The 26772-nt window shown below is 59.7% G+C and carries 27 protein-coding genes; 14 read left to right on the forward strand and 13 right to left on the reverse strand.

Going from position 1 to position 26772, the window contains the following annotated elements; all coding sequences use genetic code 11:
- Positions 1 to 14 precede the first annotated feature (14 nt).
- Together C1T17_RS13315 and C1T17_RS13320 are read left to right on the forward strand one after the other, a co-directional pair.
- Positions 15 to 797 carry an SDR family NAD(P)-dependent oxidoreductase gene (locus tag C1T17_RS13315; RefSeq protein ID WP_104953855.1) on the forward strand — a complete coding sequence of 261 codons (783 nt, stop codon included), beginning with the start codon at positions 15 to 17 and terminating at the stop codon, positions 795 to 797.
- A gap of 87 nt (positions 798 to 884) precedes the next feature.
- Complete coding sequence (locus tag C1T17_RS13320) at positions 885 to 2537, forward strand: FAD-dependent oxidoreductase (RefSeq protein ID WP_104953856.1); 1653 nt, start codon at positions 885 to 887, stop codon at positions 2535 to 2537.
- Positions 2538 to 2619: 82 nt separating this feature from the next.
- Here the strand turns inward: C1T17_RS13320 and C1T17_RS13325 are convergent, their stop codons facing one another.
- The 3 genes from C1T17_RS13325 to C1T17_RS13335 form a co-directional block, all read right to left on the reverse strand.
- A complete protein-coding gene (locus tag C1T17_RS13325; RefSeq protein ID WP_189338352.1) occupies positions 2620 to 2913 on the reverse strand; it encodes a putative quinol monooxygenase in 294 nt (97 codons plus the stop codon).
- Positions 2914 to 2960: 47 nt separating this feature from the next.
- On the reverse strand, positions 2961 to 3383 hold the full coding sequence (locus C1T17_RS13330; protein ID WP_104953858.1) for a nuclear transport factor 2 family protein: 423 nt from the start codon (positions 3381 to 3383) through the stop codon (positions 2961 to 2963).
- Between the two features lie 81 nt (positions 3384 to 3464).
- The gene (locus C1T17_RS13335; protein WP_104953859.1) at positions 3465 to 4976 is read right to left on the reverse strand and encodes a fatty acid--CoA ligase; all 1512 of its coding nucleotides are present in this window, start codon (positions 4974 to 4976) and stop codon (positions 3465 to 3467) included.
- 143 nt (positions 4977 to 5119) lie between these two features.
- Between C1T17_RS13335 and C1T17_RS13340 the strand changes: the two genes are divergently transcribed.
- Together C1T17_RS13340 and C1T17_RS13345 are read left to right on the forward strand one after the other, a co-directional pair.
- Entirely contained in the window at positions 5120 to 5881 is a 762-nt protein-coding gene (locus tag C1T17_RS13340) for an SDR family NAD(P)-dependent oxidoreductase (protein WP_104955222.1), read from the forward strand.
- A 14-nt stretch (positions 5882 to 5895) separates the two neighbouring features.
- Positions 5896 to 6657 (forward strand): ThuA domain-containing protein, encoded by a 762-nt coding sequence (locus C1T17_RS13345; RefSeq protein ID WP_104953860.1) that lies wholly within the window; start codon positions 5896 to 5898, stop codon positions 6655 to 6657.
- Positions 6658 to 6660: 3 nt separating this feature from the next.
- Here the strand turns inward: C1T17_RS13345 and C1T17_RS13350 are convergent, their stop codons facing one another.
- On the reverse strand, positions 6661 to 7026 hold the full coding sequence (locus tag C1T17_RS13350) for a Rieske (2Fe-2S) protein (protein ID WP_104955223.1): 366 nt from the start codon (positions 7024 to 7026) through the stop codon (positions 6661 to 6663).
- A 151-nt stretch (positions 7027 to 7177) separates the two neighbouring features.
- Between C1T17_RS13350 and C1T17_RS13355 the strand changes: the two genes are divergently transcribed.
- A complete protein-coding gene (locus tag C1T17_RS13355; RefSeq protein WP_104953861.1) occupies positions 7178 to 8188 on the forward strand; it encodes an NADP-dependent oxidoreductase in 1011 nt (336 codons plus the stop codon).
- Between the two features lie 13 nt (positions 8189 to 8201).
- On the opposite strand, the gene C1T17_RS13360 is transcribed toward C1T17_RS13355, so the two are convergent.
- Positions 8202 to 9302 (reverse strand): acyl-CoA dehydrogenase family protein, encoded by a 1101-nt coding sequence (locus C1T17_RS13360; protein WP_104953862.1) that lies wholly within the window; start codon positions 9300 to 9302, stop codon positions 8202 to 8204.
- Positions 9303 to 9491: 189 nt separating this feature from the next.
- On the opposite strand from C1T17_RS13360, the gene C1T17_RS13365 reads away from it, so the two are divergent.
- The 7 genes from C1T17_RS13365 to C1T17_RS13395 all read left to right on the forward strand — a co-directional run bounded on the left by C1T17_RS13365 (position 9492) and on the right by C1T17_RS13395 (position 16825).
- Positions 9492 to 10397 carry a helix-turn-helix transcriptional regulator gene (locus C1T17_RS13365; protein WP_223262603.1) on the forward strand — a complete coding sequence of 302 codons (906 nt, stop codon included), beginning with the start codon at positions 9492 to 9494 and terminating at the stop codon, positions 10395 to 10397.
- Positions 10398 to 10534: 137 nt separating this feature from the next.
- Positions 10535 to 10972, forward strand: a complete 438-nt coding sequence (locus tag C1T17_RS13370; RefSeq protein ID WP_104953864.1) for a Zn-ribbon domain-containing OB-fold protein — start codon at positions 10535 to 10537, stop codon at positions 10970 to 10972.
- A complete protein-coding gene (locus C1T17_RS13375; protein WP_104953865.1) occupies positions 10965 to 12110 on the forward strand; it encodes a thiolase family protein in 1146 nt (381 codons plus the stop codon). The genes C1T17_RS13370 and C1T17_RS13375 overlap by 8 nt, the downstream gene beginning before the upstream one ends.
- 2 nt (positions 12111 to 12112) lie before the next feature.
- Positions 12113 to 13321 carry an acyl-CoA dehydrogenase family protein gene (locus C1T17_RS13380; RefSeq protein ID WP_104953866.1) on the forward strand — a complete coding sequence of 403 codons (1209 nt, stop codon included), beginning with the start codon at positions 12113 to 12115 and terminating at the stop codon, positions 13319 to 13321.
- Positions 13322 to 13360: 39 nt separating this feature from the next.
- Positions 13361 to 14323 (forward strand): thiamine pyrophosphate-dependent dehydrogenase E1 component subunit alpha, encoded by a 963-nt coding sequence (locus C1T17_RS13385; protein WP_104953867.1) that lies wholly within the window; start codon positions 13361 to 13363, stop codon positions 14321 to 14323.
- A 19-nt stretch (positions 14324 to 14342) separates the two neighbouring features.
- The gene (locus tag C1T17_RS13390) at positions 14343 to 15359 is read left to right on the forward strand and encodes an alpha-ketoacid dehydrogenase subunit beta (protein ID WP_104953868.1); all 1017 of its coding nucleotides are present in this window, start codon (positions 14343 to 14345) and stop codon (positions 15357 to 15359) included.
- A 5-nt stretch (positions 15360 to 15364) separates the two neighbouring features.
- Positions 15365 to 16825 carry a 2-oxo acid dehydrogenase subunit E2 gene (locus C1T17_RS13395; RefSeq protein WP_104955224.1) on the forward strand — a complete coding sequence of 487 codons (1461 nt, stop codon included), beginning with the start codon at positions 15365 to 15367 and terminating at the stop codon, positions 16823 to 16825.
- Positions 16826 to 16831: 6 nt separating this feature from the next.
- Here the strand turns inward: C1T17_RS13395 and C1T17_RS13400 are convergent, their stop codons facing one another.
- From C1T17_RS13400 to C1T17_RS13420, 5 genes are read right to left on the reverse strand one after another with little or no spacing between them, the layout of a single operon-like run.
- The gene (locus C1T17_RS13400) at positions 16832 to 17596 is read right to left on the reverse strand and encodes a sugar phosphate isomerase/epimerase family protein (RefSeq protein WP_189338353.1); all 765 of its coding nucleotides are present in this window, start codon (positions 17594 to 17596) and stop codon (positions 16832 to 16834) included.
- Positions 17597 to 17640: 44 nt separating this feature from the next.
- Positions 17641 to 18441 (reverse strand): SDR family NAD(P)-dependent oxidoreductase, encoded by an 801-nt coding sequence (locus C1T17_RS13405; RefSeq protein WP_104953870.1) that lies wholly within the window; start codon positions 18439 to 18441, stop codon positions 17641 to 17643.
- Positions 18438 to 19199 carry an SDR family NAD(P)-dependent oxidoreductase gene (locus C1T17_RS13410; protein ID WP_223262604.1) on the reverse strand — a complete coding sequence of 254 codons (762 nt, stop codon included), beginning with the start codon at positions 19197 to 19199 and terminating at the stop codon, positions 18438 to 18440. The genes C1T17_RS13405 and C1T17_RS13410 overlap by 4 nt, the downstream gene beginning before the upstream one ends.
- A gap of 37 nt (positions 19200 to 19236) precedes the next feature.
- Positions 19237 to 19638, reverse strand: coding sequence for a nuclear transport factor 2 family protein (locus C1T17_RS13415; RefSeq protein ID WP_189338354.1), 402 nt, complete (start codon positions 19636 to 19638; stop codon positions 19237 to 19239).
- Positions 19635 to 20966: an aromatic ring-hydroxylating oxygenase subunit alpha gene (locus C1T17_RS13420; RefSeq protein ID WP_223262605.1), complete on the reverse strand. Its 1332-nt coding sequence runs from the start codon at positions 20964 to 20966 to the stop codon at positions 19635 to 19637. The genes C1T17_RS13415 and C1T17_RS13420 overlap by 4 nt, the downstream gene beginning before the upstream one ends.
- Before the next feature lie 141 nt (positions 20967 to 21107).
- On the opposite strand from C1T17_RS13420, the gene C1T17_RS13425 reads away from it, so the two are divergent.
- Positions 21108 to 21650: a nuclear transport factor 2 family protein gene (locus C1T17_RS13425; protein ID WP_104953874.1), complete on the forward strand. Its 543-nt coding sequence runs from the start codon at positions 21108 to 21110 to the stop codon at positions 21648 to 21650.
- Between the two features lie 4 nt (positions 21651 to 21654).
- Positions 21655 to 22668, forward strand: a complete 1014-nt coding sequence (locus tag C1T17_RS13430) for an NADP-dependent oxidoreductase (RefSeq protein WP_104953875.1) — start codon at positions 21655 to 21657, stop codon at positions 22666 to 22668.
- Positions 22669 to 22709: 41 nt separating this feature from the next.
- On the opposite strand, the gene C1T17_RS13435 is transcribed toward C1T17_RS13430, so the two are convergent.
- The 3 genes from C1T17_RS13435 to C1T17_RS13445 form a co-directional block, all read right to left on the reverse strand.
- The gene (locus tag C1T17_RS13435; RefSeq protein ID WP_104953876.1) at positions 22710 to 24347 is read right to left on the reverse strand and encodes a GMC family oxidoreductase; all 1638 of its coding nucleotides are present in this window, start codon (positions 24345 to 24347) and stop codon (positions 22710 to 22712) included.
- A gap of 67 nt (positions 24348 to 24414) precedes the next feature.
- Complete coding sequence (locus C1T17_RS13440) at positions 24415 to 25587, reverse strand: acyl-CoA dehydrogenase family protein (RefSeq protein WP_104955225.1); 1173 nt, start codon at positions 25585 to 25587, stop codon at positions 24415 to 24417.
- Positions 25588 to 25651: 64 nt separating this feature from the next.
- Positions 25652 to 26716, reverse strand: a complete 1065-nt coding sequence (locus C1T17_RS13445) for a phosphotransferase family protein (RefSeq protein WP_104953877.1) — start codon at positions 26714 to 26716, stop codon at positions 25652 to 25654.
- Positions 26717 to 26772: the final 56 nt, after the last annotated feature.

Genomic DNA, 26772 nt, shown 5'->3' on the forward strand with positions numbered 1-26772 from the left:
ACAGGAGATGGACCATGACCGCATTTTCACTCGATGGCGCGGTTGCGCTGGTGACAGGGGCGACCGGCGGGATCGGGCGCGCATCCTGCAGGGCGCTTGCCGAGGCGGGCGCCATCGTCATAGCGTCGGATCTGGCAGCCGAGGCGGAGGTGGAAGGCGCAGTTGCATATCGCCAGTTGGACGTGACGAGCGAAGATGCATGGGCAGAACTGATCCGCGCCATCGCATCAGAGCATGAACGCCTGGACATATTGGTGAACAATGCGGGCATCTCCATCACCAACGCTATTGCGGAGACCAGCCTCGCTGAATTCCGCAAGTGCATGGCAATTAATGTCGAGGGCGTCTTCCTCGGTACGAAAGCCGCACAGGACTTGCTGGCGCGTAGCGGCCAGACGCGCCAAGGCGGGTCTTCTGTTATCAACTTGTCATCGGTGGGTGGCCTAAAAGGAGCGGCGTTCATGGCGGCCTATTGCACGAGCAAGGGCGGTGTGAAGCTGTTCAGTAAAAGCGCCGCAGTGGAATTCGCGATGCTGGGACTGCCGATCCGGGTCAACAGCGTTCATCCCGGCGGCATCGACACCAACATGATGGATACGATCTACGCGCGCTATGTGGAGTCAGGGCTGTTCCCGGACGAAGCCACAGCGCGAAATATAGTATCGGCCGGACATGCCATGGGCCGCATGGGCGACACGGAGGAGATCGCCAACGGCATAGTCTATCTCGCGTCCCCAGCCGCAAGCTTCATGACGGGATCGGAACTGGTGATCGATGGCGGCATGACCGCCAAATAGCCAAGTTGCGCTAGTGTAACTGCCAGTCCCCGGCCCATCTGCCCTATGGAATGATGCCTCCTCAATAAACATTAGAGGAGAGGCGTCATGCGCGATTTTGATGTCGTCGTATTGGGCAGCGGCGCAGCGGCACTGACCGCCGCGATCACCGCGCATGAAGGGGGCGCGCGCGTCGCCATATTCGAGAAGGCCGACAAAGTAGGTGGCACAAGCGCCTGGTCGGGTGGTCAAATCTGGATACCCAACCACAATCGTCAAGCCCCTGATCGAAGCGATAGCCGCGAGGAAGCACTTACCTATCTCGCGGCACTTTCGCACGGCATGATCGATCCCGCGATGGCGGAGACTTATGTGGATACCGGCCCGCTGATGGTTGATTTTCTGGAGGAGCGGACGCCCGCGAAATTCTACGCCATCCCCTATCTCCCGGATTATCATTCCGAATTTCCTGGCGCAAAGCGGGAGGGCGGTCGTACATTGGAATGTCCGCCCTTTTCCTATCAGGAACTTGGCGCATGGGCGGAGCGCGTCCAGCGTTCGCCTTATTATCCCGACGCAACAATGACGGTTGGCGAGACAACATTGGGACAACCTGTACCCGCACCGGCCAGTCCGGAAGTCAAGGCGCGTCGGCGCGAAAGGGATGAAAGGGGCATGGGCGCCGCGCTGATCGGACGGCTGCTGAAAGGCTGTCTCGATCGCGGGATCGAGCCACGGACTGACATGCGGGCGGTCGAACTCATCATGAGGGACAGCGCAGTTGCAGGTATCCGATTTGAGGATGGCAGCATCGTTCATGCCGCCAATGTCGTGGTCGCGACCGGCGGTTTCGAATGGGACAAGTCGCTGGTGCGCGCATTCACGCGCGGCCCAATGACACACCCCGTGTCGATCAAGACCAACACGGGAGACGGCCTGCGCATGGCGATGCGGGTGGGTGCAATGCTCGGCAATATGCGCGAAGCGTGGTGGATGCCCGTGATCGAGGTTCCTACCGATCTCAACGAAGCAGGTATGCAGCTTTTCACTTACGAACGCACGATGCCCGGCGGGCTGATGGTGAACGCCAAAGGGCGCCGGTTCACCAACGAAGCGTCGAATTACAATGCCTTTGGCGCAGCCTTTCATGAACAGGACGTCACCGCCTTCCAATATGCCAACTTGCCGTGCTGGCTGATCTTCAACGCCGATTTTTACAGCCGCTACCCTTTTCTGGTAGGTGGTTTGACCGACCATTTCGACGAAGGCGCACGACCGCCGCAGTGGGTGCCGAGCGGGGACACATTACGTACGTTAGCCGATCGGGTGGGGATCGACGCCGATGGTTTGGAAGCCAGTGTCGCCCGCTTCAACGCCAATGCTTCGGAAGGGCGCGACCCGGACTTCCACCGAGGTGAGGCAGCAAACGACATATGGTGGGGAGACCCCAGCCATCGTGGTAGTCCGCGCGCGACGCTAGGGCCGCTTGGCGACGGACCCTATTATGCCGTCGAAGTGAAGTCCGGCGCATTGGGAACGAAGGGCGGTCCGCAGACGGACACCCGCGCACGCGTGCTGGACGTTGACGGCAATATCATTCCCGGCCTGTATTGCGCGGGCAACGCGATGGCCTCTCCCATGGGCATGACTTATGGCGGCGCCGGCGGCACGCTCGGACCTGCGATGGTATTCGGATATCTCGCGGGGCAGGACATTGGCGAAAAACTGAGACAAACTAGTCCAGTCGCCGCCGAAGGATAGCATCTGCAAAAAAGAACCCGGACCGCTGCAGCAATCCGGGTTCCCTTTCTGCCCTTTATGGAGAGACGGACAGAAAGCTCCCTTACATCGGCTGCGTTGACGAGACCTCGTGGATCGAGACCTTGTTCGAAAATTTGCCGTCAAAATCGGCAAGCAATTTCGCGATGGCCGGTTGCGCTAAATGCGTTTGAAGCGCGTCCATGTCGCGCCAGCCCTCCATCGCCATCAGCACGCCTTTTTCTGCGTCCTCGACGCCCATGTGATAGAATGTGCAGCCGTCCTCAGAACGGGAGGGTTCGCACAGTTGCTGAAGGCGCGCGAACAGGTCCGGTAAAGTGGCGGGGTCGGTAAATATCTGTCCAGTCACTACAATCATGTTGGCGTCCCTCTTTGTCGTGAAAAAAGCTGTCTGAACGGGTGCCATCAGGTCTGATGGATAATAGTGAACGCCCGGCTTTGGAGAAGCCACTGGCCATCCTGCTTCACGAGCTTGTCGTCATAGCAGGCGCGGGCACGCTTATCCTTTGACGTGCCGGGTTCCTCGTAAACTTCGGAGAAGTAGGCGCGGGCTGTCGCGGTTTCGCCACTGACCTGGATCATGCCCGGCGTCATGATGAAGCTGAGCTTCGGGTAATGCGGCATTGCCCCGCGCCACAAATCCACCACCGCCTTCTTGCCAGACACGACCCCGAGTTCAGGATAATGCGAAAGATCCCAGTGACAATCCTCGACCCAAAGCGAAGCCCACAGCGCTTCATCCGAGCGGTTGACGGCATCGGCGTAGGTTTCAAGAACTTCGCGAATGGCGATCCGATCCTCCAGGGGACCAGTGTAGTTGGCAGTCATGCCCGCTCTCCGATGCTGCTTTGTTCGTATGGATTAAGCTAAGCGTAGTCCGGGTCTTACAAACCTGCGACAAGCAAGAGGTCAGCGATATTCATCGCGCAGGATGCGGCGGAGGATCTTGCCCGATGGATTGCGCGGAAGCGTGTCGCGAAAGGCTATCGTCTTAGGCGCCTTATAGGCGGCGATCCGTTCGCGGGACCATGCAATAAGCGCGGCGGGATCGGGCTGCCGACCTTCTACAGGGACGACGATGGCCTTCACCGCTTCCCCCCATTTGGGATCAGGTATGCCGATGACGGCTACGTCTGCGACATCAGGATGGCTATACAAGGAATTCTCGACTTCGGCCGGATAGACGTTTTCGCCGCCGGTTATAATCATGTCCTTGATCCGGTCGGCGAGGTAAAGATAGCCGTCTTCATCCATATAGCCTGCGTCGCCGGTGCGCAGCCATCCCCCTTCGTCCAGAGTTTCCGCCGTGGCCTCGGGCCGACCGAAATACCCGATCATATTTGCAGACGAGCGCGTGACGATCTCTCCGACCTGTCCGCGTGGACGTTCCTGTCCATCTTCGCCCCATATCTGGATTTCAACGCCGGGCAAGGGAACGCCGATGCTGCGCATACGTGCATTGCCGTCCGGATGATGATCCTCGGGCGGCAGTCCGGCGATGGTGCCGGCGGTCTCCGTCATGCCGTACATCTGCGCGAAGCCGCAGCCGAAGACGGAGAGCGCCTGCCGCATCAAATCGAGCGGGATAGCCGAGCCGCCATAGCAGATATATCGCAGGAAGCCGAAATCAGCAGTCGCCGCATCGGGATGATCGCACACGATCTTCATGGCAGTCGGCACCATCATGATCTTCGTAATGCGGTAGCGCACAAGAAGATCGAGCACCTGATGCGGATCGAATTCGCGGACGACGATGCCCTTACCGCCATGCTGGAGCGACCAGAGGCCCCAGCCCGATCCACTGATGTGGAAAATGGGCATCGCAATCAAGGCGACATCGTCGGCGGTCCATCGGTTCCATAGAGGAACTTGATCGAGCGGCGTGTCTTGCCGAAGCGCCAGCAGACTACGGTTGCTCAGCAACGCGCCTTTTGGATTGCCTGTAGTGCCCGAGGTATAAAGTTGCAGCACGGCGTCGTCGTAGGCTGCGTCGCGCATCGGATCAGCTATCGACTGGCGGTCCCGCCACTGTGCGAAGTCCTGCGCGGTTAGGACAGTATTGCGCCCGTTCGAGCTTGCATCGATTTCGAATTCCGGATCCACAAGGATCAACCCTGGCCGGCTATCCTCTAGTATGTAGGCGACTTCCGGAGCGGCAAGCCGCCAGTTGATCGGCACCAGCACCAATCCTGCCTTGGCCGCACCTATCCAATACTCGAAATAGCGATCACTATTTTTGCCAAGATACGCGATCCGATCGCCGGGCTTCAACCCCGATGCGATCAGGCCGTTGGCGACCTGACTGGCATGACGGTCGAGTTGGCCGAAGCTGGTTTCCCGCCCCTCAAAAACCAGGGCTACGGCATCGGGCATATCCGCGGCATGGGCACGCACAAGGTCCGCGAGACGTTGCTTTGCCATAGCGTTCTGCCTCTCCCCGCATTCTGTTTAGCGCCGAAGAGCCTCTATGCCATGCTGAACTTCATGCGACACTGATGGAAACGTCAGTGAACCCGCGCAGCCTTTTCAGTAAGACAGATAGCATCATAGTTCAGGAGCAGGCGATGGATTTGGAATTGAAGGGCCGTAAGGCGATTCTCGCCGGAGCCAATGCCAGCATCGGCCGCCGCGTCGCCAATATATTGGCTCAAGAAGGTTGCGACATCGCGCTGTGCGGCCGCACAGAGTCGAAGGTCGATGCTGTCACGCAGGAGCTAAGTGCGCTGGGGGTCAAAGCTATCGGTGAAGCCGTGGACGTGACGGATGCGGAGGCCTTTCCCGCATGGGTCGCAAGCGCGGCGGATCAATTGGGCGGATGCGACATCTTCATTTCATTCGTGTCCGTTAATCCGGGCGTTGACACAGCCGAAGCATGGACGACCGTGCTGAACGGCGACATATTGCCGCTGGTGCGCGGCATTCAGGCGGCCCTACCCGCGCTTGAACGATCCGATGCAGGTTCGATCGTCACGATTTCGTCGACCGGCGCAGTCGAAGAATTCATGGGACCACAGCCCTACAACGCGTTAAAAGCGGCGATCATGAATTACAGCGCCGCGCTCGCGCAAAAATATGCGCCCCAAGGCTTACGTGTGAACACGGTAACGCCCGGCCCGATCTACACCGATGATGGCCCGTGGGCCTACATCAAGAAGAACATGACCGAGTTTCATGACTCCATCCTACAGCAGATCCCTATGGGCCGCATGGGCAGTGGTGAGGAATTGGCGAAGGCCATCGCTTTCATCGCGTCGCCCGCATGCCGCTACATGACGGGCGCCAACGTGGTGATCGACGGCGGCATGACCAAGCGCGTTCAATTCTGACGGGAGAACAGGCGATGTCGGAAGCAGAGGCGGTGGACAAAGCTGGACGCATCGATTGCGTTCTGATCGCGGGCGGGCTGTATCATGACATCGACTTTGCGCGGTTGGAACTGCTGAAGCTGCTTGCCGAAGATGAGCGTGTACGCACTCGCGTGTTTGAGGACTATAGCAACATCGACGCGATCAAGGCGGCAGACTTGCTTATCACCTACACCTGCGATGTCGTGCCTTCGCTGGAGGCGCAGGAAGCGTTGCGTGATTATGTGCAGAGTGGCGGGCGATGGTATGCGTTGCATGGCACGAATTCAGTGCTTCGTCTGTTCGAGAACGGCCTGTACGGCAGCCCACGCTGGGCACCGTTGTTCATGGACACGCTGGGCACACAGTTCATCGCACATCCGCCGATTGCGCCATACACCGTAACTGTCTTGGATGCCGATCATCCATTAACACAAGGCATTGAACCATTCGAGACCACTGACGAACTCTACCTGATGGAGCGCCACGGCGAGTTGCATGTGCTGCTCGAAACCGAATTTGCCGGCGAAGCGACGGGCTTCGACGAGCATGAATGGGCGCACGACAAGCATCCTGTCCTCTACATCAAGCCGCAGGGCAAAGGCGCCGTGCTTTACAACACTCTGGGTCACTGCCGGGGGCATTACGACATGCAGCCTGATCTTAATTATTGGCCCACCGTCGACCGTTGTGCCTGGGATCTTCCGGTATTCTACGACCTGCTGCGGCGCGGTATAGCCTGGGCCAAGGATACCTGACCGTCAGCTAAGCGGCTTGACCGGCAAATGCTCCATGCCGGGTGCTTCATCAGGCACTGCAACTTCGATCCAGCCCTCGTCATCCTCGCGCCAAGGGTAGAGCTTCAGCGGCTTGTAGCCTGCGCCGCCAAGACACTCGCCAGTGTCGAGCTTGAACCGCGCGCCATGTAACGGGCACATGACCGCGCCGCGGCGCACCCGGCCATCCGGCGCAAGCTGGGACGCGGCATGTGTGCAGCGATTGATAAGCGCGTGGATTGCGCCCTCTTCGCGGCAAAGAAGCACTGGCCAGCCATTCACCACGAAAGGCAGCATCGCCCGCTCCTCAATCTCATCGCCCTTGATTACGCGATGGAAAGTCTCTGTCATCGTCTCCGCCTCGTTCTTCTGCCCCAAGCTTCTGCCTTGTGCCGATGTGGCTTGGCCGTCGGTTCGCAGCAATTGATGCTTTTCATAGCTGCGCCTGCCGAACTCTCCACGCACAGTCGGTTCAACATCTGACTGAGAGGATAGCTGCGTCATGGCTGAAGGAAACCGATACTGGCGGCTGGACAGCTATCCGGACGGCCAGGATTTCGCCAGTGCAATTCACCTGTATGACGGGCCTCTGCCCGAAATAGACGAACGCGAATTGCTCGTGAAGAACCTGTGGTTTTCTCTCGATGCCGGCACGCGCATGTGGTTCACGTCCCGCACCGACAGCTATATGCCGCCGCTCCCGCTAGGTAGCCCGATCATGGGCTTCGTGCTTGGCCGCGTAGTCCAGTCGCGACATCCCGGCTTTGCCGAAGGAGCGGTGGTACGTGCCTATGGGCAGTGGGCAGACTATTCAAGGCTGGCGCCGGACGCGGGCAATCTCTGGCAGGTTGCCCATATTGCCGACATGCGGCAACATTTCGCGATATTAGGGCCGAATGGATGGACCGCCTATGTTGGCCTCAACGAATACGGCAGGGTGAGACCCGGTGAGACAGTACTCGTGTCGGCAGCAGCAGGAGCGACTGGCCTGCTGGCAGCGCAGTTCGCACTGGCGACAGGATGCCGCGTTATTGGGATTGCAGGCGGCGAAACGAAGTGCGCACGCCTTATCAAAGAATTTGGGCTTACCGCCAGCATCGATTACAAGCGCGGCGATGTGGACGGGCAATTGAAGCAGGCCGCGCCCGACGGGATCGACTGCTATTTCGATTGTGTAGGCGGTACACTGCTCGATATCGTGCTGCCACACATGGCCATGAATGGGCGCATAGCGATTTGCGGCCTGATCTCGACCTACGATCAAAAAGAACGTGTCGGACCAAAAAATTTCGACTTGATCCTGATGAAGCGGCTGACAGTGGCCGGGTTCTTCTCACCGGATTTTTATCATCGGGGCGAAGAGATCAATCGGCTGACAGGGCCGTGGCTGGAGAACGGGCGCGTTAAGATGGCGTTCGATGTGACGCAGGGCCTGGAGAACACGCTGGTCGCCTATGCCAAGATGTTCACAGGCGGCAATTTCGGCAAAACGATGGTGAAACTCACCGAATGAAGCACCAGCCTTATCAATGCCGCGTCAAAGCAACGTAGCGCTGCAATTCCCAGTCACTGTCGCCAAGCAGAGATGAGAGCAGCAACACGCGCTTGAACGCCTGCCCGATCATCAGTTCCTCTGTAGTGCCGATGCCACCGTGGAGTTGCACCGCATCCTCCGCCAACAGCAGCGCGTGCTGCGAGATATAGGCTTTAGCACCGCTGACACTAGCGCCGCGATCCTGGCGATTGCCGTGTTGCGCGGCGGCTCGGTACACCTGTCCTCTGCTGAGTTCGAGGCGGCTATAGTGATCGGCCATGCGGTGCTGCACTGCCTGAAACGATCCGATGGCCTGACCAAACTGATTGCGGGTCTTCAGGTAATCGAGCGTCGAATCGAATATCATGCTCATCAGCCCCATCAGTTCGCCGCAAATGCCGAGCCTGGCTTCATCGAGCGCAGCCTCCAACGCCGCTTGCCCGTCGGGCAACCGCTCTGCCGGGGCTCGGCTGAGATCGAGATCACTGGCAACGGAGCCGTCAACGACGCGATAGTCGCGACGTCGCACGCCCGGCGCATCCGCCGCGATCTTGAATATGCCGATAGCACCGGTGGTTTCGCGTGCCACTACCAGGAAGTCGTCCGCAAACGGACCGCCCAGCACCATTTGCTTCGTTCCGGACACGACCGTTCCAGCGCTGTCTTCTGTCGCCATAGTCGCCACTTTTTCAAGGCCGTAGCGGGCATCGCGTTCAGAATAGGCCAGAGCAGCGAAGGTCTTGCCTGCGGTAATCGCGGGTAGCAACTCGGCTTGCTGTTCCGGGCTGCCAGCACGTTCGATCAGGCCGCCCGCCATGACGATAACTGGAAGGATCGGCTCGACCGCCACCGAGCGGCCAAGCGCTTCCATCACCGTGATGAGCTCCACTGCCCCACCCCCAAACCCACCCAGTTCCTGCGCGAAGGGGAAGGCCAGCAGCCCTGTCTCGGCGATCGTCGCCCAACCTTCGGCGCTAAAGCCGCGCGGATCACGCAAATAACCTAGCCGCTTTACAGGGTCATACCGATCAGCAGCGAACCGCAGTACGAGATCGCGTAACATGACCTGTTCTTCATTGAGATCGAAATTCAAGGCGTCATTCCTGTTACTGCCCACTTAAACGTCGGAGCCGCAAAATACTGCGGGCGGTCCGATGCCGCCGCCAACGCGTACTAAGCACTCTCCACGTTCGGACTTCGCCTGCATTTTTCGATAGTTTCAAAGAACGGCGCGGCGCTAACCTATGTGTAGTCATAGGTTTCATGAGCCTTGCTGCACGTCATGCGCAGGTATACCATCTCGACCATGGAGAGATCAGGTGACAGCTTTGCCACCTGCACAGTTGATGCCGAGCAGCCGAAAGATGGCGCGGGCATTGGGACGGGCAGGTATGTTCCAACCGCTATAGCCACGGCGGCTGACATTCGCCCCGCGGCCGAGGCTCTGCGGGATATCGCGCGAGAGCTTGGCAGCTTTCGCGTGGCAGCATGTGCCAACATCGCTTCCAAGCTATCGATGTGCGATGAGGCGGGCGAGGTTCTGGCCTCCACCGTTTTCGGATGGCCTGCATCGAAAGAGCAATGGTGGAGGAAGCCGTTGCTGGCGCTCAGTTCGCCATTACCCTTTGCGTGCCGGTACGAAAGCGAACCCTTCTGGATCAATGCGCTCGGCATCCATACGCGTGCGCCCAATCCCCTGCTGGACCAGATCGACTTGTCTCACTTCAGCGATGAAGTGAATGCTTCTGCGGCAATCGTCGTGCCTGTCCACCTGCCTTTCGGCCAGATCGGCGCCGTCAGCTTTACGCCGCTCGATGGCAATCGCGAGGATTTGTCACGCGAATTCGTCTTGTATTCGGACCAGCTTGAATATCACGCCCGACGGTTCATCAGCGGCTACTCCCGTGTAACTATGCAGCGCCCATGGATTCCGCGAAATTGCCGTTTGTCCAAGCGGGAAGTGGAATGCCTTCGCTGGGCTGCCGTCGGCAAAACCGACGTCGAGATTGCGATGATCCTTGAACGGAGTTGCGCTACGGTGCGCTTCCATATCCACAATGCGGCTACCAAACTGGAAGCCGTCAATCGCAGCCAGACGGTCTTCAAGGCAACGCAGTTGGGCTTCCTGGGCAACGTCGCAGCCATCTCGCCGCGATCGAGCAATCCGGAGAATCTTGCGCATAATTAACTGCGCCGTTCTTATCTCTGACAACGTAGTAGGCTCGGCGCGACACGCCGAGCCTTCTTTTTGCTTGCCGTGGCTTGACCAACCTATTCTTTCTTACAGCGGAAATCCTGCGTCCTCCCGCTCATAGTCTTCGCCTGATGACGAAGGAGCAGGCCATTTCGAGCCAAGTACCCATAGCCGAGGGATTATTCACCGGTGACCCCGATCCGCGCCTGATCGGCGGGCGGGATATGGTCAGCGGACGAATTGTCTTCCCCTGCCCCAGCGACGACACGCGCTTCGAACCTGTCGAACTGCCGCGCGCCGGCACGTTATGGTCCTGGACGATCCAGCGGTTTCGCCCAAAGTCTCCCCCGTACATCGGCCCGGAGGCGTTCGAACCCTTTGCGATCGGCTATGTGGAATTGCCCGATGCCGTCATTGTCGAGGGACCGCTAACAGGCGTCGCATTCGACGCGATCCGGATCGGCATGGAGATGCGGACCGTGCTCCAGCCGCTAGCGACGGACGTTAATGGCCGTACGATAGTGACTTATGCCTTTGCTCCGGTAAACAGGGGCGCGGCGCATGAGTGACGTGTATATCGTCGGCATCGGCATTCATCCTTTTGGTCGCACAGACGCGCGCTCCGGTTTGCAACAAGGCGCATATGCCGCCCGGGCGGCGCTAACGGATGCCGGGCTGGAATGGTCGGACATGCAATTCGGCTTTGGCGGTTCCGACGCTTCAGGCAACGCAGACACCATCGTCAACGAAATGGGGCTGACGGGCCTCCCCTTCATCAATGTCAAAAATGGCTGCGCGACCGGTGGATCGGCATTGATTGGCGCATGGCAGGCAATTGCGTCGGGTCAGAATGATGTCGGCATTGCGTTAGGGTTCGACAAGCATCCCCGCGGCGCCTTCAATGCCATGCCGGCAGAATACAGCCTGCCCGACTGGTATGGCGAGATGGGGATGATGGTGACGACGCAGTTCTTCGCCATGAAATTGCAGCGGTACATGGCGGCACATGGCATTACGTCGCAAGCGCTAGGGCGTGTGGCGGAGAAAGCATTCGATAATGCCGTTCATGCCCCGCACGCATGGCGCCGAAGTGCAGTCGATCTGGATATTATCCTTAATAGCCAGATGATTAGCGATCCGCTCACCAAATATATGTTCTGTTCGCCAGCCGAAGGCGGGGTCGCGCTGATCCTCGCCAGCGAGAAAAAAGCACGGGAACTCGGCCGCGATAAGGTGCGGATAAAGGCTGCCGTCATACGGACACGGCCACCCGGATCGTTCGAGGTCTTCGCACCCAGCATCGATGTCGTGCGCGGCAGCGCTCCGACACTTCTCGCATCTGCGGCAGCGTATGAGATGGCTGGCATCGGACCGGAAGATATCGACGTCGCCCAGCTTCAAGACACTGAGTCCGGTGCGGAAATCATGCACATGGCGGAAAACGGCTTTTGTACGGATGGCGAGCAGGAAGAGTGGCTGGCCGAAGGATGGTCGCGCATCGATGGGAAATTGCCCGTCAACACCGACGGCGGATGCCTTGCCTGCGGTGAACCTATTGGCGCTTCGGGATTGCGGCAGGTCTATGAAAACGCAACCCAGTTGCTTGGCCGGGGTGCCGGGAGGCAAGTGCCCGGCGAACCGAAGACCGCCTACTCCCATGTGTACGGTGCGCCCGGTATTTCCGGCGTCACCATCTTGGAACGTTAGTCATGGATTTGAATTTTTCGGAAGAGGACGAGGCTTTTCGCCGGGAAGTACAGGCCTTTCTTGCCGAGAACCTGCCCGAGCACTTGCGCGCCGGAATGCGCGCCACGCCATCCGTGTTTGTCGAGCCGGACATCGGTCGCGAATGGCAGCGCATCCTGCATGAGAAGGGCTGGCTTGCGTACAACTGGCCCGCGGAGTGCGGCGGGACCGGATGGACGACGGTGCAGCGCTACATCTTCGAGAAGGAATGCGCACTCGCCGATGCGCCAGGACTGCCGGTGCTGGGATTGAAACTGCTGGGGCCAGTCATCTGCCGGTTCGGCAACGCGGAGCAAAAGGCGCACATCCTGCCGCGCATTCTGGATGGCAGCGATTATTGGTGTCAGGGCTTCTCAGAGCCGGGTGCGGGGTCTGACCTGGCGAACCTCAAAACGCGCGCCGAGCAGCGCGATGGGCACTATGTCATCAACGGCCGCAAGCTGTGGACGACGCACGCACATCACGCGACGCATATCTTTTGCCTCGTCCGCACCGACGCCGGCGTGAAACCGCAGGCGGGGATCAGTTTCATCCTGGTCGACATGAACCAGCCAGGCGTCGAAGTTCGTGCCATCAGGGGATTGGCAGGCGACCATGAAGTCAACGAAGTCTTTCTAGACGATGTGATCGCGCCGCTCGCCAATCTGGTCGGCGAGGAAGGACAAGGCTGGACCATCGCCAAGTTCCTGCTCGAAAATGAACGCGGCGGCGCATGTCACGCGCCTAAGCTGCTCGCCGATATCCGCAAGCTCCGCGCTTCTGCGGAACATGAGCCGGACGGTCGAGGCGGGACAATGGCGCAGGATCAAACATTCTTGTCAGCGCTCGCTTTGGCGGAGTTGGAGAGTCAGGCGCTGGAAATGACTGAATTGCGGGTATTGGCGGAAATGGCGAAAGGCCTCCCACCCGGCCCGCAGACGTCGCTGTCCAAGATGGTCGCGTCGAGCTTGCGTCAGCAAGTTGATGCGCTGGCTGTCCGACTGTTTGGATATGCGGGGCTGGCGCTGGAGGATGCCCGCCCGCTTTATGGGAACGACAGCCCCGAACCGCTCTACAGCAAGGACGCGCAACTGGCTGCGCCGCGTTATCTCAACAGCCGCGCCTGGACGATCTTTGGCGGCACCAACGAAGTGCAGCGCACGATAATCGCCAAGACAGTGCTCGGGCTATAGCTGACCCAAAACAAAGCATTACGAGGGAAGAGGACAACCATGCAACTAAGCCGCGAAGCGCTGCTGCAAGCATATCGGCAGATGAAGACGATCCGGGAGTTCGAGAACCGGTTGCATGACGAAATCGCCTTGGGCGAAATCGCCGGGTTCACGCATCTGTACGCGGGTCAGGAGGCATGTGCCGTCGGGGTGTGCGAGCATCTGGGGCCGACCGACTACATCATATCGACACATCGCGGGCATGGTCATTGCATCGCCAAGGGATGCGACGTGGTGGCGATGATGAAAGAAATCTACGGGAGCCGGGAAGGTCTTTGCAAAGGGCGCGGCGGGTCGATGCACATTGCCGACGTGAATGTCGGGATGCTGGGCGCAAACGGCATCGTCGGAGCAGGTGCGCCCATTGCTGTCGGCGCGGGCATATCTGCCAAGAGCAAGGGCACCGTGTCGATCGCCTTCTCGGGCGACGGTGCCTGCAATCAGGGGACGACGTTCGAAGCGATGAACATGGCCGTTGTGCTGAAGGTGCCGGTCATCTTCGTCTATGAGAACAACCATTATTCAGAGCATACCGGGGTCGCCTATGCGGTGGGTGCGGAAAGCATCCTGGATCGTGCCGGTGCGTTCGGGATGAAGACGTTCAAATCGGACGGCATCGACTTTTTCGCCGTGTACGAGACGATGCGCGAGGTCATCGAATACTGCAAGTCGACAAATCTGCCCGCTGCGGTCGAACTGGATACAGAGCGGTACTTCGGCCACTTCGAAGGCGATCCGCAACGCTATCGGGGTCCCGGTGAACTCGACCGCATCCGCGAGGAACGCGACTGCCTGAAAGTCTTCCGCGAGCGGGTAACGGAAGCCAAGCTGCTGGAGGGGACAGATATCGACGCCGTGGACGCGGAGGTGGTGGCGCTGATCGAACGCGCCGTTGCTGAAGCCAAGACCGCCGAAAAGCCAAAGCCTGAGCACGTCCTTGAAGACGTTTACATCAGCTACTGACGCATAGGGATCATAGAACATGGCGATAAAGATGATCCGTGAGGCGATCCTCGAAACCATCGACGCAGAGATGGCGCGCGACGAGAACGTCATCATGCTGGGTGAAGACATCGTCGGCGGCAACGGCGCACCCGGTGGGCCGGAGGCGATCGGCGGCATATGGAGCACCTCGACAGGGCTATGGGCCAAATATGGCGGCGAGCGCGTCATCGACACGCCGATCTCAGAGAGCGCAATCATCGGCGCGGCGGCGGGCGCTTCGCTGACCGGCAAGCGCGCCATTGCCGAGATCATGTTCGCCGACTTCATCGGCGTGTGCATGGATCAGATCTGGAATCAGGTTGCAAAGTTTAGGTACATGTTCGGCGGCAAATCCACCTGCCCCATCGTCATCCGGATGGTCTACGGCGCAGGCTTCAACGCCGCGGCGCAGCACAGCCAGTCTATTCATGGCTTTGTAACGGCAATGCCAGGCCTGAAGGTCGTGATGCCGAGCACCCCTGCCGATGCCAAGGGACTGCTGACGCAAGCGATCCGTGACGATGACCCAGTGATTTTCCTGGAGCACAAGGCACTCTACGCGATAAAGGGCGAAGTCCCCGACGGTGAGTATCTGCTTCCTTTCGGCCATGCCCGGCAGGTGACACAGGGCGACGACGTTACGATCCTGGCCACCGGCATGATGGTGGGCTTTGCCGAGAAAGCAGCAAAGCAGTTGGCAGAAGACGGGATCGGCTGCGATATTCTGGACCTGCGCACTACCAGTCCGCTGGACGAGGAAGCGATCCTCGACAGCGTTGAGCGCACCGGTCGGCTGCTCATCGTCGACGAAAGCCCGCCGCGTTGCAGCTTTGCTACGGATCTGGCCGCGATTGCCGCGAACAAGGCGTTTGCATCGTTGCGCGCACCAATAGAGATGGTGACGGGTCCGCATACGCCAGTGCCCTTCGCGCGGGAGTTGGAATCGGCCTATCTGCCCTCGCCGGACAAGATCGTCGCCGCTGCAAGTAAACTCATGTCCTACAGGCAGGGATGACAATCATGGCCAACTTGCGTGCCTTCACCATGCCCAAATGGGGCATCGAAATGACCGAGGGCGTCGTTGCTGAATGGATGGTCAAGGAAGGCCAGCCATTTGCCAAGGGCGACACTCTGGCGCTGATCGAAACCGACAAGATCACTAATGAAGTGGAGGCCGAAGCGGACGGCATGTTTCCCCGCCTGATAGCTGAGCCGGGCAGCACGTGGCAAGTCGGCGAGCTGATTGCGGTGCTGGCCGACCCCAAGGATGCGCCCGCAGAAAGCGAGGTGGAAACCTTCGTCTCCGGTTTCAAACCCGCCGACAATCGCGTTGCGTCCAAGGCGGGAAGCACGAACCGGACGGCGGATGTCGAAACCCCCTCGGCACTTGAACTGCGGAAAACCACGAAGATTGCCGATGATGCCAACATTTCGTCTGCCGCACGCGTACTGGCGGAAGAGAAAGGCGTCGACATATCGAAGATCGCAGGCTCGGGAATAAAGGGCCGCATCAGTTTTCAGGACGTACTACAGGCGAGTTTGGCAACCACGCCCGCCCCAGTCCCAGTTGCCGGAGGTGAGCCTGTCGATCTTGCTCCGGTTGGTAATGCTTTGGATGATGTTTTTGCCAGCCCCCTCGCCAGGCGTCTGGCGGTACAGCACAATATCGCGCTGGGCGGCATCAGCGGGACCGGACCTCGAGGGAGGATCAGCAAGTCGGACGTGCTCGCACTGGTAAAGGCCGCTGCGCCGGTTGCGGAAGCATCTGCGCCTGCTCCGCTGTTCGCGCGGCCCGCTTCCGGCACAAGCGAGATCGTCAAGATGTCGCCAATGCGCAAGGCCATCGCCAAGGCGCTGAGCCACAGCAAATCGACCATTCCGCATTTCTATTTGCGGTCCGAGGTGCGGATTGATGCCATTCTGGGCCTACGAACACAGGCAAAGGCAGCAACAGGCGAAGCCCCCAGCATCAACGACTATATCGTGCGCGCGACAGCGATTGCACTCATTCGCCATCCAGACGTCAACGTGCAGGTGCATGGCGACGAAATCCACCACTTTGGCAGCGCCGACATTGCCGTTGCAGTGGCGACGGAGAAGGGACTGATTACGCCCATTGTCAGGGGCGCCGACACTCTGTCGGTTGCAGGCATTTCGCGTGAGGTGAAGGTACTCGCCGAAAAGGCAAGAACGGGCAAGCTGGCGGCGGACGAGTTCCAGGGGGGTAGTTTCTCGATCAGCAACCTGGGGATGTTCGGGATCGATCAATTCGATGCGATCATCAACCCGCCGCAGGGCGCAATCCTGGCGATCGGTGCAGGCAAGCGGCAACCCATAGAGATCGGACATGCTTTAGGATTCGCCACGGTCGTGAAGCTGTCTCTGTCATGCGATCACCGGGCGATAGATGGCGCGGTGGGTGCGGATTTCATGCGGACTCTCAAGCAATTGATCGAGGAACCGACCCTGCTGACCGCCTGAATGGAGTCAGGCTATCGATCCGTCCATCCATGCGCGCGACGTCCGGAGCAGTTCGGCAGCACGCGCGTTCAGATCGGGAAAATTGTCGCGCAAAGCCCTAGAGCGTTCTTCGACTGCAATAGGCAAATTCGGTGGCAGCATATCGGCCAAAGGTCGCAGAGGAAGGTCACCTCGGCCCAATGCCACGCGATCATCCACGGCCTCGTCAAGAATGGCCACCGGATCGTTAGGGTCCGCTCCTGGATCGCGCGCGTCGCATAATTGAGCGTAGCTGATCCACTCCGGCGGGATGGCGGCGATATCCGGAAGCGTGCCGCCCGAGCGACGCCAATGAAGCGCATCGACCAAAAGTGCCGCCAAGGGCGAGTCTATCTGGCGCAAGATGTCGGTCGCTTGTCGGATCGTCTTCACTTCCGCAAACATGCCGAATTCCAGATTGATACGGATGTCGCTGCCTGACGCATGTTCCATCAGTGCGGCAAGCTTATCGCGGGTTGCGCCCGCATCGGGATCGCTGCTGACGCACAATATGTTCCGGGCGCCAAGTTCGATTCCGATGTCGACGATCCGAATATGGTCCGGGTCGAGCCCACCCGGCTTGATCCAGACGACTTCAACGTCGAGCAGCGGCAATCCTGTTTCGCGCAGCGCAGCGCGGACTTCGCGCGTCGTTTTCGCGGTCCAGCTCTCGACGTCGACCCACATGCCGCCATAGTCGAAGCCCGCTTTGGATGCCGCTTCCACCAGTTGCAGCGGCGTGGCTTCAGGCATTATTCCGGACGCCATGGCCAAGGGGTGATGGCGGGCTAACACAATCAGCCCTGCGCCTGCATCGCCGCTACAACGGAAGCTTCAATCGCTGCCTTGCTGGGGTTTCCGCGCAGACGCAGCCCTCCGCTTACATGCAGATTATCCCCTGTCATGAAGCACTCGTCGCTTGCCAGCCAAACACAGCCGGCCGCGATATCCTCCGATGTCCCGTAGCGGCCGAGCGGATAACCCTTTACAAACGCGTCCATCACGCCGGGAACCGCCGCTGCATCGGCCGTCATGGGCGTTTCGGTGACGCCCGGCGAGATGCTGTTCACACGAATGCCAAGATGGCCGAACTCATTCGCGACGGTGCGGATCATGTGATCCGTGCCTGCCTTGGTCGCCATATAGGCGCTGTGGTCGTGGAACATGATAGTAGCGGTAGCGGAACTGACCTGAATGATAGAGCCGCCTTTTTCCTCCATCGCCGGGATCAGAGCCTGGAGAAACTGAAACGGCCCGCGCAACTGCAACGCATACATGCCATCGAAATCTTCATCCGTCGTCTCAAGGAACGGCTTCAGCAGCCCCCAACCTGTGGCATTCACGGCGATGTCGACGCCGCCCAAAGCCTCACGCGTCCGTGCCACCATGGCAAAGATGCTGCTCCGGTCGCGAAAATCGCAATCCACGGCCAGTCCGTCCAGTTCTAACGCGAGCGCCACCAGCACTGCGCGGTTGCGGCCTGCGACCGCTACTTTAGCGCCCTCCGCAGCGAACCGACGCGCGATGGTCTGGCCCATATTCCCCGCGCCCGCCGCGCCAACGACCAGCGCCCTTTTACCCGAAAGGCGTCCACTCATACGAACTCATCCGGTCGTGGGGTGCGCCGCAGCGCCTGTCCTGCGGTTACGTCTATGCGCTGCCCGGTGACGAATGCCTCGTCGCTGGCAAGCCAGAGTGCGGTGTTGGCGATGTCGTCGACGGTCGGAAAACGGCCAAGCGGCATCTCTTTAAGAAAAGCGCTGGTGACAGCTTCCATGGCGAAATAGTCTTCGGTCATGGCGCTCTTAGTGAAGCCGGGGGCAAGACTGTTCACGCGGATGCCCTTCTCCCCAAGCTCGTTAGCTGCGATGCGGACGATAACGTCGGCGCCCCCTTTCGCCCCCGCATATGCCGCATAGCCGGGAGCCTGCGCTAACACCGTCAATGATGACGCGGTGACAATCGAGCCGCCATCCGCCATCGCGCCCGCCATGTGCTTGATGAACAGGGCCGTTCCCACCAGATGAATGTCGGACGAGCGGCGCAGATCCTCGGCAGTCACCTCCAGCACAGGCGCGCTGAAATTCTGTCCCGCGAAGTTGATCGCGGCATGCAATCCGCCGAACTGAGAAGTGGCCGCTTGTGCAAGACCGGCCAGATCATCTTCATTGGTGATGTCGCAGGTTACGGCTATCGCGCCGAGGCTTGAAGCAATTTGCTCCACGGCGTCCTTGCGCCGTGCAGCGAGCACGACCTTCGCGCCCTCTTCCACGAAGCGCCGCGCCGTAGCCGCGCCCATGCTGCGCGCGTCCGAAGCGCCCAATATCACCGCGACCTTATCTGTCAGACGTCCCACTTGTCCCTCCCTTTCCCGATCGTAGCCTGTGCAGGCATCAACATTGCTCGGTGTCGAGCATAGTGAAGCGGCGACAGGAGAAGGCCCATTTCCCGTCTCGCCTGCGATAACGGTCGTCATATTGTCCCAGCACGCGCAAACGCTGGCCATCGCGCGTCCGGGCCAGTTCGTTGGTGTAGGAACGTCCGGTCGCAGTGTCGCCGTTCACGGTCACATGCCCTTGGCTGACGTGCATGACGACGAACGGAAATCCCGCCATCGCGTCTTCCCACGCAGCGACTATAGCCTCACGGCCCGATATCGTTTGAGGGCCGAACAGATACCATTCGGCGTCCACGTCCCATGATGTTCCCCACAGAGCCGCGTTCCGCTGGTTGACGCCATCGACATAGCGAGCGAGCGCCGCATTGATCCCAACCATGGCATCGTCATCGCTCATTCCGGATCGTCCAGCGGACCGTGAATGCCGCATGCGTCATTCAGCAGTTCGTGAAAGCGCTGGATTCGCTTTTCCTGGCCGGAAATGATGCCGCCGCGATAGCCCATGGAGTGAAGGCCCTGCTGCTGCCCGACGGCGATGGTCATGTCCTGATCGGCGACATATCCCAAACTTTCCTGACCGTAGATCACGGTCTCGCGTTCCGCCGATTTGAAAGGACGCATGCCGACTGGCGTCACGACTTCGTTGCGCCCTTTGACTGGCGGCATCATGTACCAGTGGTCGAAGATGCATTTTTCCGGATCGGTCGGATGCGGTTCCGATCGAAGGATCTGGAATCCGTCCGGGCTCATCGTGATCGTGGTGTTCGGCCAGAGCGTGTAATGGTGATAATCTGTCAGTTCGCTATCGCTCATGCTCTCGAAATGGGTGAAGCCGCGTTCCGGCCCAAGTCGCCGCTTCGCCTGCTGAATCGCCCGACGTGCCTCGGTCGCGCGTTCCGTGAAGTCGGCCGGGTCCAATCCCCATTCGCGCAGGGTGTCCTCGACAAGCGGTTGCATCGCGTCGGGGTAATCGAGACGCTTTGACGGGTGACATCCCTTCTGCACCATCCGGTTATGCCCGGTCGGATACATCTCGAAGCTGGTGTCGGTATATTCATCGTCAATAAAGCTGGCGAGTTCCGGATGGAGCGTCGGCAAGTGGTAGCTTTCATTGAAGTTATCGCGGATGATCTTCCAGTTGCAAGGTATCTCGCAGCGCACGTCGAGCACCCGCACCATCGTTTCCATGCGGTATCCTGCAAGCTGCTCGGGCAGCGGCGCCAGCCATTCCTGCAACGGCTGCGCGTCACGATCCATGTTGAACCACACGAACGGTCCCCAGGTGTCGACCGCGATTTCCGTCAGATGCGCTTTGCCGCAGGGATTGCCGCTTGGAAAATCCTCGGCGTCCTGTGCGAAGATCAGCGTGCCGTCCTTGGCGAATTGCCAGCCATGATAGGAACATGTGATCTTCTGATTGCTGCCCATGTCGGACCAGAGCAGACGGTTGCCGCGATGGACGCAAGCATTGAAGAAGGCGCGGAGTGATCCGTCATCCTGTCGCATCATAATCACGCTGTCGCGCATCAGGTTATGCGTGATCCAGTCGCCCGGCTCCTCCAGATCGGCGACTAGCCCGCCGATATGCCAGACCTTCGTGAAGACATTTTTCCATTCGGCGCGAGCCCACGCCTTGCTATGATAGCGTTCGCCGGTGATCGGGTCGCCCCGGACCGGAGGATCGTAAGCTTCCAGCGTCCTGCCAAGGAAATGTTCTTTCGCCACTCTGCTCTCCATAGGGTCACGATTTGGCAAGAGACTATCAGCATGGGAAAAGGCGCAAACTCGGCTTTGTGCTAGTCGCGCTCGCCACACCTATCGGAAACGCAAGTCGCCAGCGAACCGCCGCCCTCCTATGCTCCGCCTATGAACATCGATCTGGAACGCGAGGTCCGCGACCTCTTGGCGCGGCGCGACATCACGCAGGCTATTCACGATTATATGCGCGGGCAGGACCGGCTGGACCGGGACGTGCAACTGCGGTCGTTCCATGCCGATGCCGATGTCGATTGCGGGCTTCTGAGAGGAGGGCCGGAGGCATATACCGACTTCGCGCAAGGCTTCCTTGCCAATCTGGAGAGCAGCCAGCATCTGCTGGGCCAAATCGACCTCAACGTCGACATTGATGAAGGTACGGCCAGCGGCGAGGTGTATTTTTTCGCATGGCATCGTACCAACGACAATGACGAAGCCAAGGATCTGTTCATGGCGGGGCGCTACATTGACGAATATGCATGCAAAGACGGCAAATGGGCGATCCAGCGGCGACGCGAACTGATCGACTGGGCGCGGCATGATCCCGCCAGCGACAGCATTTTGCACGAGATGACGGCCATCCACCTTTCCGGTCGCCATGGCGAGGACTTCAGCCAGACGCGGGACTGGACATCGGGCACATCGGGGCGTTGACCATATGACGGACAGAAACCGCCGCTTCCTGCTGAAGGCGCGGCCCAACGGCATGCCCAAGACCAGCGACTTTGCGTTGGTCGAAGAGGCTCTGCCCGATCTACAGCCGGGGCAATTCCTGATCCGCAATCATTACGCCTCACTCGACCCGGCGATCCGTGGCTGGCTGGATGATGCGCCGAGCTATATGCCGCCGGTCGCTTTGGGCGATCCGGTGCGAGCATCAACCGTAGGCGTGGTGGCGGAAAGCAAGGCAGAGGGCTTCAAGGCGGGCGACTGGGTGATGGGCCTTAACGCCATCGAGGAATATTCGATGGCACAGGCTGGCGGCTTCAGTCAGTTGATCGACATAGGCAACGTCTCCTCCCCCACGCATTTCCTCTCCGTCATGGGCGCGGTGGGTCTGACGGCCTACTTCGGCGTTACCGAAATCCTGAAGCCGGAAGCAGGCCAGACCATGTTGGTCAGTGGCGCTGCGGGGGCGGTGGGGTCGCTCGTCGGGCAATTGGGCAAGCAGGCAGGTTGCCGGGTTATCGGCATTGCCGGCGGACCGGCCAAATGCGCCCGGCTGACGGACGACTATGGGTTCGACGCGGCGATCGATTATCGCGGCAAAAGCGCCGAGGCTCTGAGTGACGAAATCGGCGCTGCCGCTCCCAAGGGCATCGATCTGGTTTTTGAGAATGTTGGCGGCATAGGATTGGACGCAACGCTGCTGCACCTCAATCGCTTTGCACGTGTCGCCTTGTGCGGACTCATCTCCGAATATAATTCCGAGCATTATGGCGCGCGTAACTTGTGGCAACTGATCGTGCATAGCGCCACCGTTCGGGGCTTCCTGATTAGCGAGTTCCTGGACCGCTTCGCCGAAGGTGCGGCGGCGATGGCGAAGCTGGTCGGCGAAGGCAGGCTTCGGTTTGACGAACATATCGAAGAAGGTATCGACAACGCACTGCCCGCGTTCCTGCGGCTGTTCGAAGGGTCCAACCAAGGCAAGATGATACTGAAACTGATCTGACACCGTTATTTAGCGGACTTATTGGCGACAACGGCGCGGTGTCAGGCCCACCGGTCCTCGGCCAGCAATTGAGCGGCGCGCCAACCCACCGCCATAGCCGGAGCATTGGTATTGCCCGAGATGGTGCCTGGCATGATCGAGCAATCGATCACGCGGAGGCGATCGACGCCCCGGACGCGGAGGTACGGATCGAGAACCGCCCTATCATCACCACCCATCCGGCACGTGCCGACGCCATGCAGGCCACTGGTCGATAAGGCACGAAAGCTTTCCAGGAGGGCGGCATCCTCCTGCACCTGTGCGCCGGGAATACATTCTTCTCCGACATCTTCGGCAAGCGCGGGTTGATCGACATAGGCGCGCATCAGGCGGATGGAGGCGATCGCTGCCGCTTGATCTTCAGGTGTGGAGAGCCAGTTTGGCTGAATCGAAACCGGGTCATCCGGTTCTGGACCGCGTATCTCTACGCTCCCTTCGCTGGTCATGTGCAGCAGGGTGCCCGATACGGTCATTCCCGGCCTGCGATCCACCGCCCCTAGCGGCACCGGATGGTTATTATCGGCTAGCGCGAACATATAGCCGCTAAGATAAAGTTGCAGGTCAGTGCGTTCGCCAACGCCACGCGTACTGAGAAATGCTCCGACTTCGAATGGACCGGTCGCCAGCGGCCCGCCACGCGTCAGATAGTAGCGAGCGGCCGAAGCCAGCAAGCCCGCTCCGTAATAATGACGCGCTATACCGCTGTTGCGCTTCAGCCGGAAAGGCATGGTAAAGGAGAGATGCTCGCGCATCCGTCGTCCTACATCGGGGCTGTGAACCTGTGTCGCGACACCCGCCGCCTGAAGCATGGCGCCGTCCCCTACCCCGGAGCGTTGCAATATGCGGGGACTTTCGAGTGTCCCGGCGCTGAGGATCACTTCGCCATCGCAGCCGACAACGAAGTCGCCGCGCCCCGCGCTGCGCAGGCCAATGCCAACCGCGCGGCCATTGGATATCCGGACATGGCGGGCAAGAGTGTCAGTCAAAATATGAAGATTAGTCCGCTTTGCCGCCTTGCGGAGAAATGCCACTGGTCCGCTTTGGCGACGGCCCTTGTGGATGTTGTGGCTGTAATATCCCACGCGCTCCCCGCCCCGGCTATTGAGATCATCCGTGCGCGTCAGGCCCATGGCTTCGCCCGCAGCGATCATTCGCTCCGCCAACGGGTAGCGGTAGGCGTCTGCCGTGACGTGCACCGGACCGCCGCTGCCGCGCGTATCGCTGGCGCCGAGATCATGATCCTCGATTGCGCGAAACGCCTCCAGCATCGTCTGAGCGTTCCAGCCCGTGCATCCCTGCGCCGCCCAGTCGTCATAATCGGCCGCTTCGCCGCGGCTCCAGATCATGCCATTGATGGAGGACGATCCGCCAAGACCTCGCCCCCTGATCCAGACTTCCTGCGACGGCATACCGGAAATTCGCGGCTGATCGACCTGATAAACCCAGACATGGGGGGCGCTGGTAACGAGTTTCGCAATCCCCTTGGGCATTGTGATCCATGGCGAGATGTCCGGGCCGCCTGCCTCAACCAGTAATACCCGGTTGCGCGGATCGGCGGACAGTCGTTCGGCCAGCACGCAGCCGGAAGAACCAGCCCCAATTATGATATAGTCATAGCTCTCGGCTAGCTCGCCCTGCATATCCGCTCCCAGCTTTTTACAGGAGCAAAATCAGCCGCGGACCTTGCCGTTGCTACTGGCGCTTATATCAGGCGGCTTTGTGGGCGCGCTTGATCTTCTTGGCGAGGCTCCATTTATGAACCTCGGTCGGACCATCGTAGATGCGGAAGGCGCGGACTTCACGGAACACCTGCTCTACGACGGTGTCGTGCGTCACACCGGTGCCACCCATAACCTGCACGCATCGATCGGCGATGCGGAACAGGGCTTCGGACACGGCGACCTTTGCCATGGAGCTTTCCATCGTTCCCAGTGCTCCGGTATCGAGGATGGCTGCGCACCAGTCGATGATAAGTTCGCACTGTTTCAAATCGATCAGATTGTCCGCAAGGGGAAAACCCACGCCTTCGTGATCGATCAGCGGTTTGCCGAACGCGTGACGCCGGCAGGCATATTCGGACGCGATCTCCTGCGCGCGCGTGCAGGCGCCCAGCCAGCGCATGCAATGCGTCAGTCTTGCGGGGCTGAGGCGAATTTGCGCATATTCGAAGCCCTTGTGTACTTCGCCCAGGATCTGGTCGGCCGGAACCCGCAGATTATCGATGGCAATGATAGCGTGGCCGCCCGGCATGGAGCTGTCGATAGTGTCCAGCACGCGTTCGATGCGGATGGCCGGATGCGGCAAATCAACAAGAAACATCGTCGCGGCGAGCTTTTCATCGGCGCCGCTATTCGCCATGACGATTCCCACCTTTGCGCCATCGGCACCGGTGATAAATGCCTTGCGGCCGTTTATGACCCAATGGTTGCCGTCCATCACGGCACGTGTCTTCAGCATTGAGGGGTCAGAGCCAGCGCCGCCATCCTCGGCCGGTTCCGTCATGAAGAACGCCGACCGCGCATCACCTGCAATCATGGGTTCAAGGAAGCGGGCCTTCTGTTCGGGACTCGCGACTTGCCCGAGCAGATACATATTCCCCTCGTCCGGCGCCGCCGTGTTGAGCGCGAGCGGGCCGAGAGGGGAGAGACCCGATTTGCGCAACACGAGCGCAATTTCGGCATGATTTAGATGGCTTCCATCGGCCAGAATGTGCGGCGTCATCAGGCCAGCCTCCCGGGCCTTCGATTTTAATTCCGCGACGAGTTCTTCCGCCGGGCCATGCGCGTTGCGCCGTGGATCACTTTCATAAGGTATCACTACGGATCGGACGAAATCCTCGACACGAGCGGCGATGTCCAGAGCACGATCAGTGTAGGCCATATCAATATCATCCTTCATCCATGGAGCCGCTCATGATCCGGCCACGCCGGACCCATGCCGTGCGTCAGCTTTGTGCCGTGCCTCGCGCTATCGCTGCGAGTTCCGGCAGCACGGCGACCAGATTGGCGGCTTCGGGCGATGCAGCCGTTCCGCGCGCGATGCGGCCCTTGATGCCATGGATGATCGCCGCAAAACGAAACATATTGAAAGACAGGTAGAAGTTGAGGTTGTCGATGCCCGCCCTTCCGGTCCGGTGACAATACGCGGCAACGTAATCCTGCTCAGACGGTATGCCAAGCGCGTGCAAGTCCGCTCCCTTGAACCCACCAATAATATGGGGCGGCAAATGATACATCATCAGATGATAAGTGAAGTCGCCCAACGGATGACCCAGCGTCGACAGCTCCCAGTCGAGTACCGCCAATATGCGCGGTTCAGTGGCGTGCCAGATCATGTTGTCTGCGCGAAAATCGCCATGGACAACGGCTGTCTCGTCGCCTGCCGGAATATGATCCGGCAACCATCGGGCCATCCAGTCCATGTCTGCCAGTCGACCAGCGGCCTCATCCTGCTCATATTGTCTGGACCAACGGGTGATCTGGCGTTCGAAGTAGTTGCCCGGCCTACCGTAGTCCGCAAGCCCGGCGGCTTCCGGGTCGATGCTGTGCAACCGAGCAATAGTCGCGTTCATCGTGTCGAAGTGCTGCGCGCGGTCGGCAGGATTGAGACCGGGCAACGTTGAGTCCCAGAAGATACGGCCATCGACCATGTCCATGATATAGAAGGGTGTGCCGATAACCTCGGCGTCTTCGCACAACGCGTAGGCCTGTGCCACTGGGAAGCCCGCGTCGCCTAGCGCGCTTATTACCCGATACTCCCGCTCGATGGCATGTGCGCCCTTCAACAGCAGTCCGGGCGGTTTCCGACGCATGACGTAGGTCTTACCTGGCGTGATGAGCTTATAGGTGGGATTGGACTGCCCACCCTTGAATTGCTCGACTGACAACGGCCCCTCAAAGCCATTCACATGCTCGGCGAGCCATGTCTCAAGGCGCATGGCATCAAATCCATGCCCTTCGCGAATTGCTCCGGATCCGGCGAACCGCTGCTCACGATCATCCTTGCTCATTTGATCTGGTCACCCCGTCCCGATTCCTCGCCCGATTAAAGTGCCGTAACGACATG

The sequence above is a fragment of the Sphingobium sp. SCG-1 genome (assembly GCF_002953135.1).
Classification (GTDB): Bacteria; Pseudomonadota; Alphaproteobacteria; order Sphingomonadales; family Sphingomonadaceae; genus Sphingobium.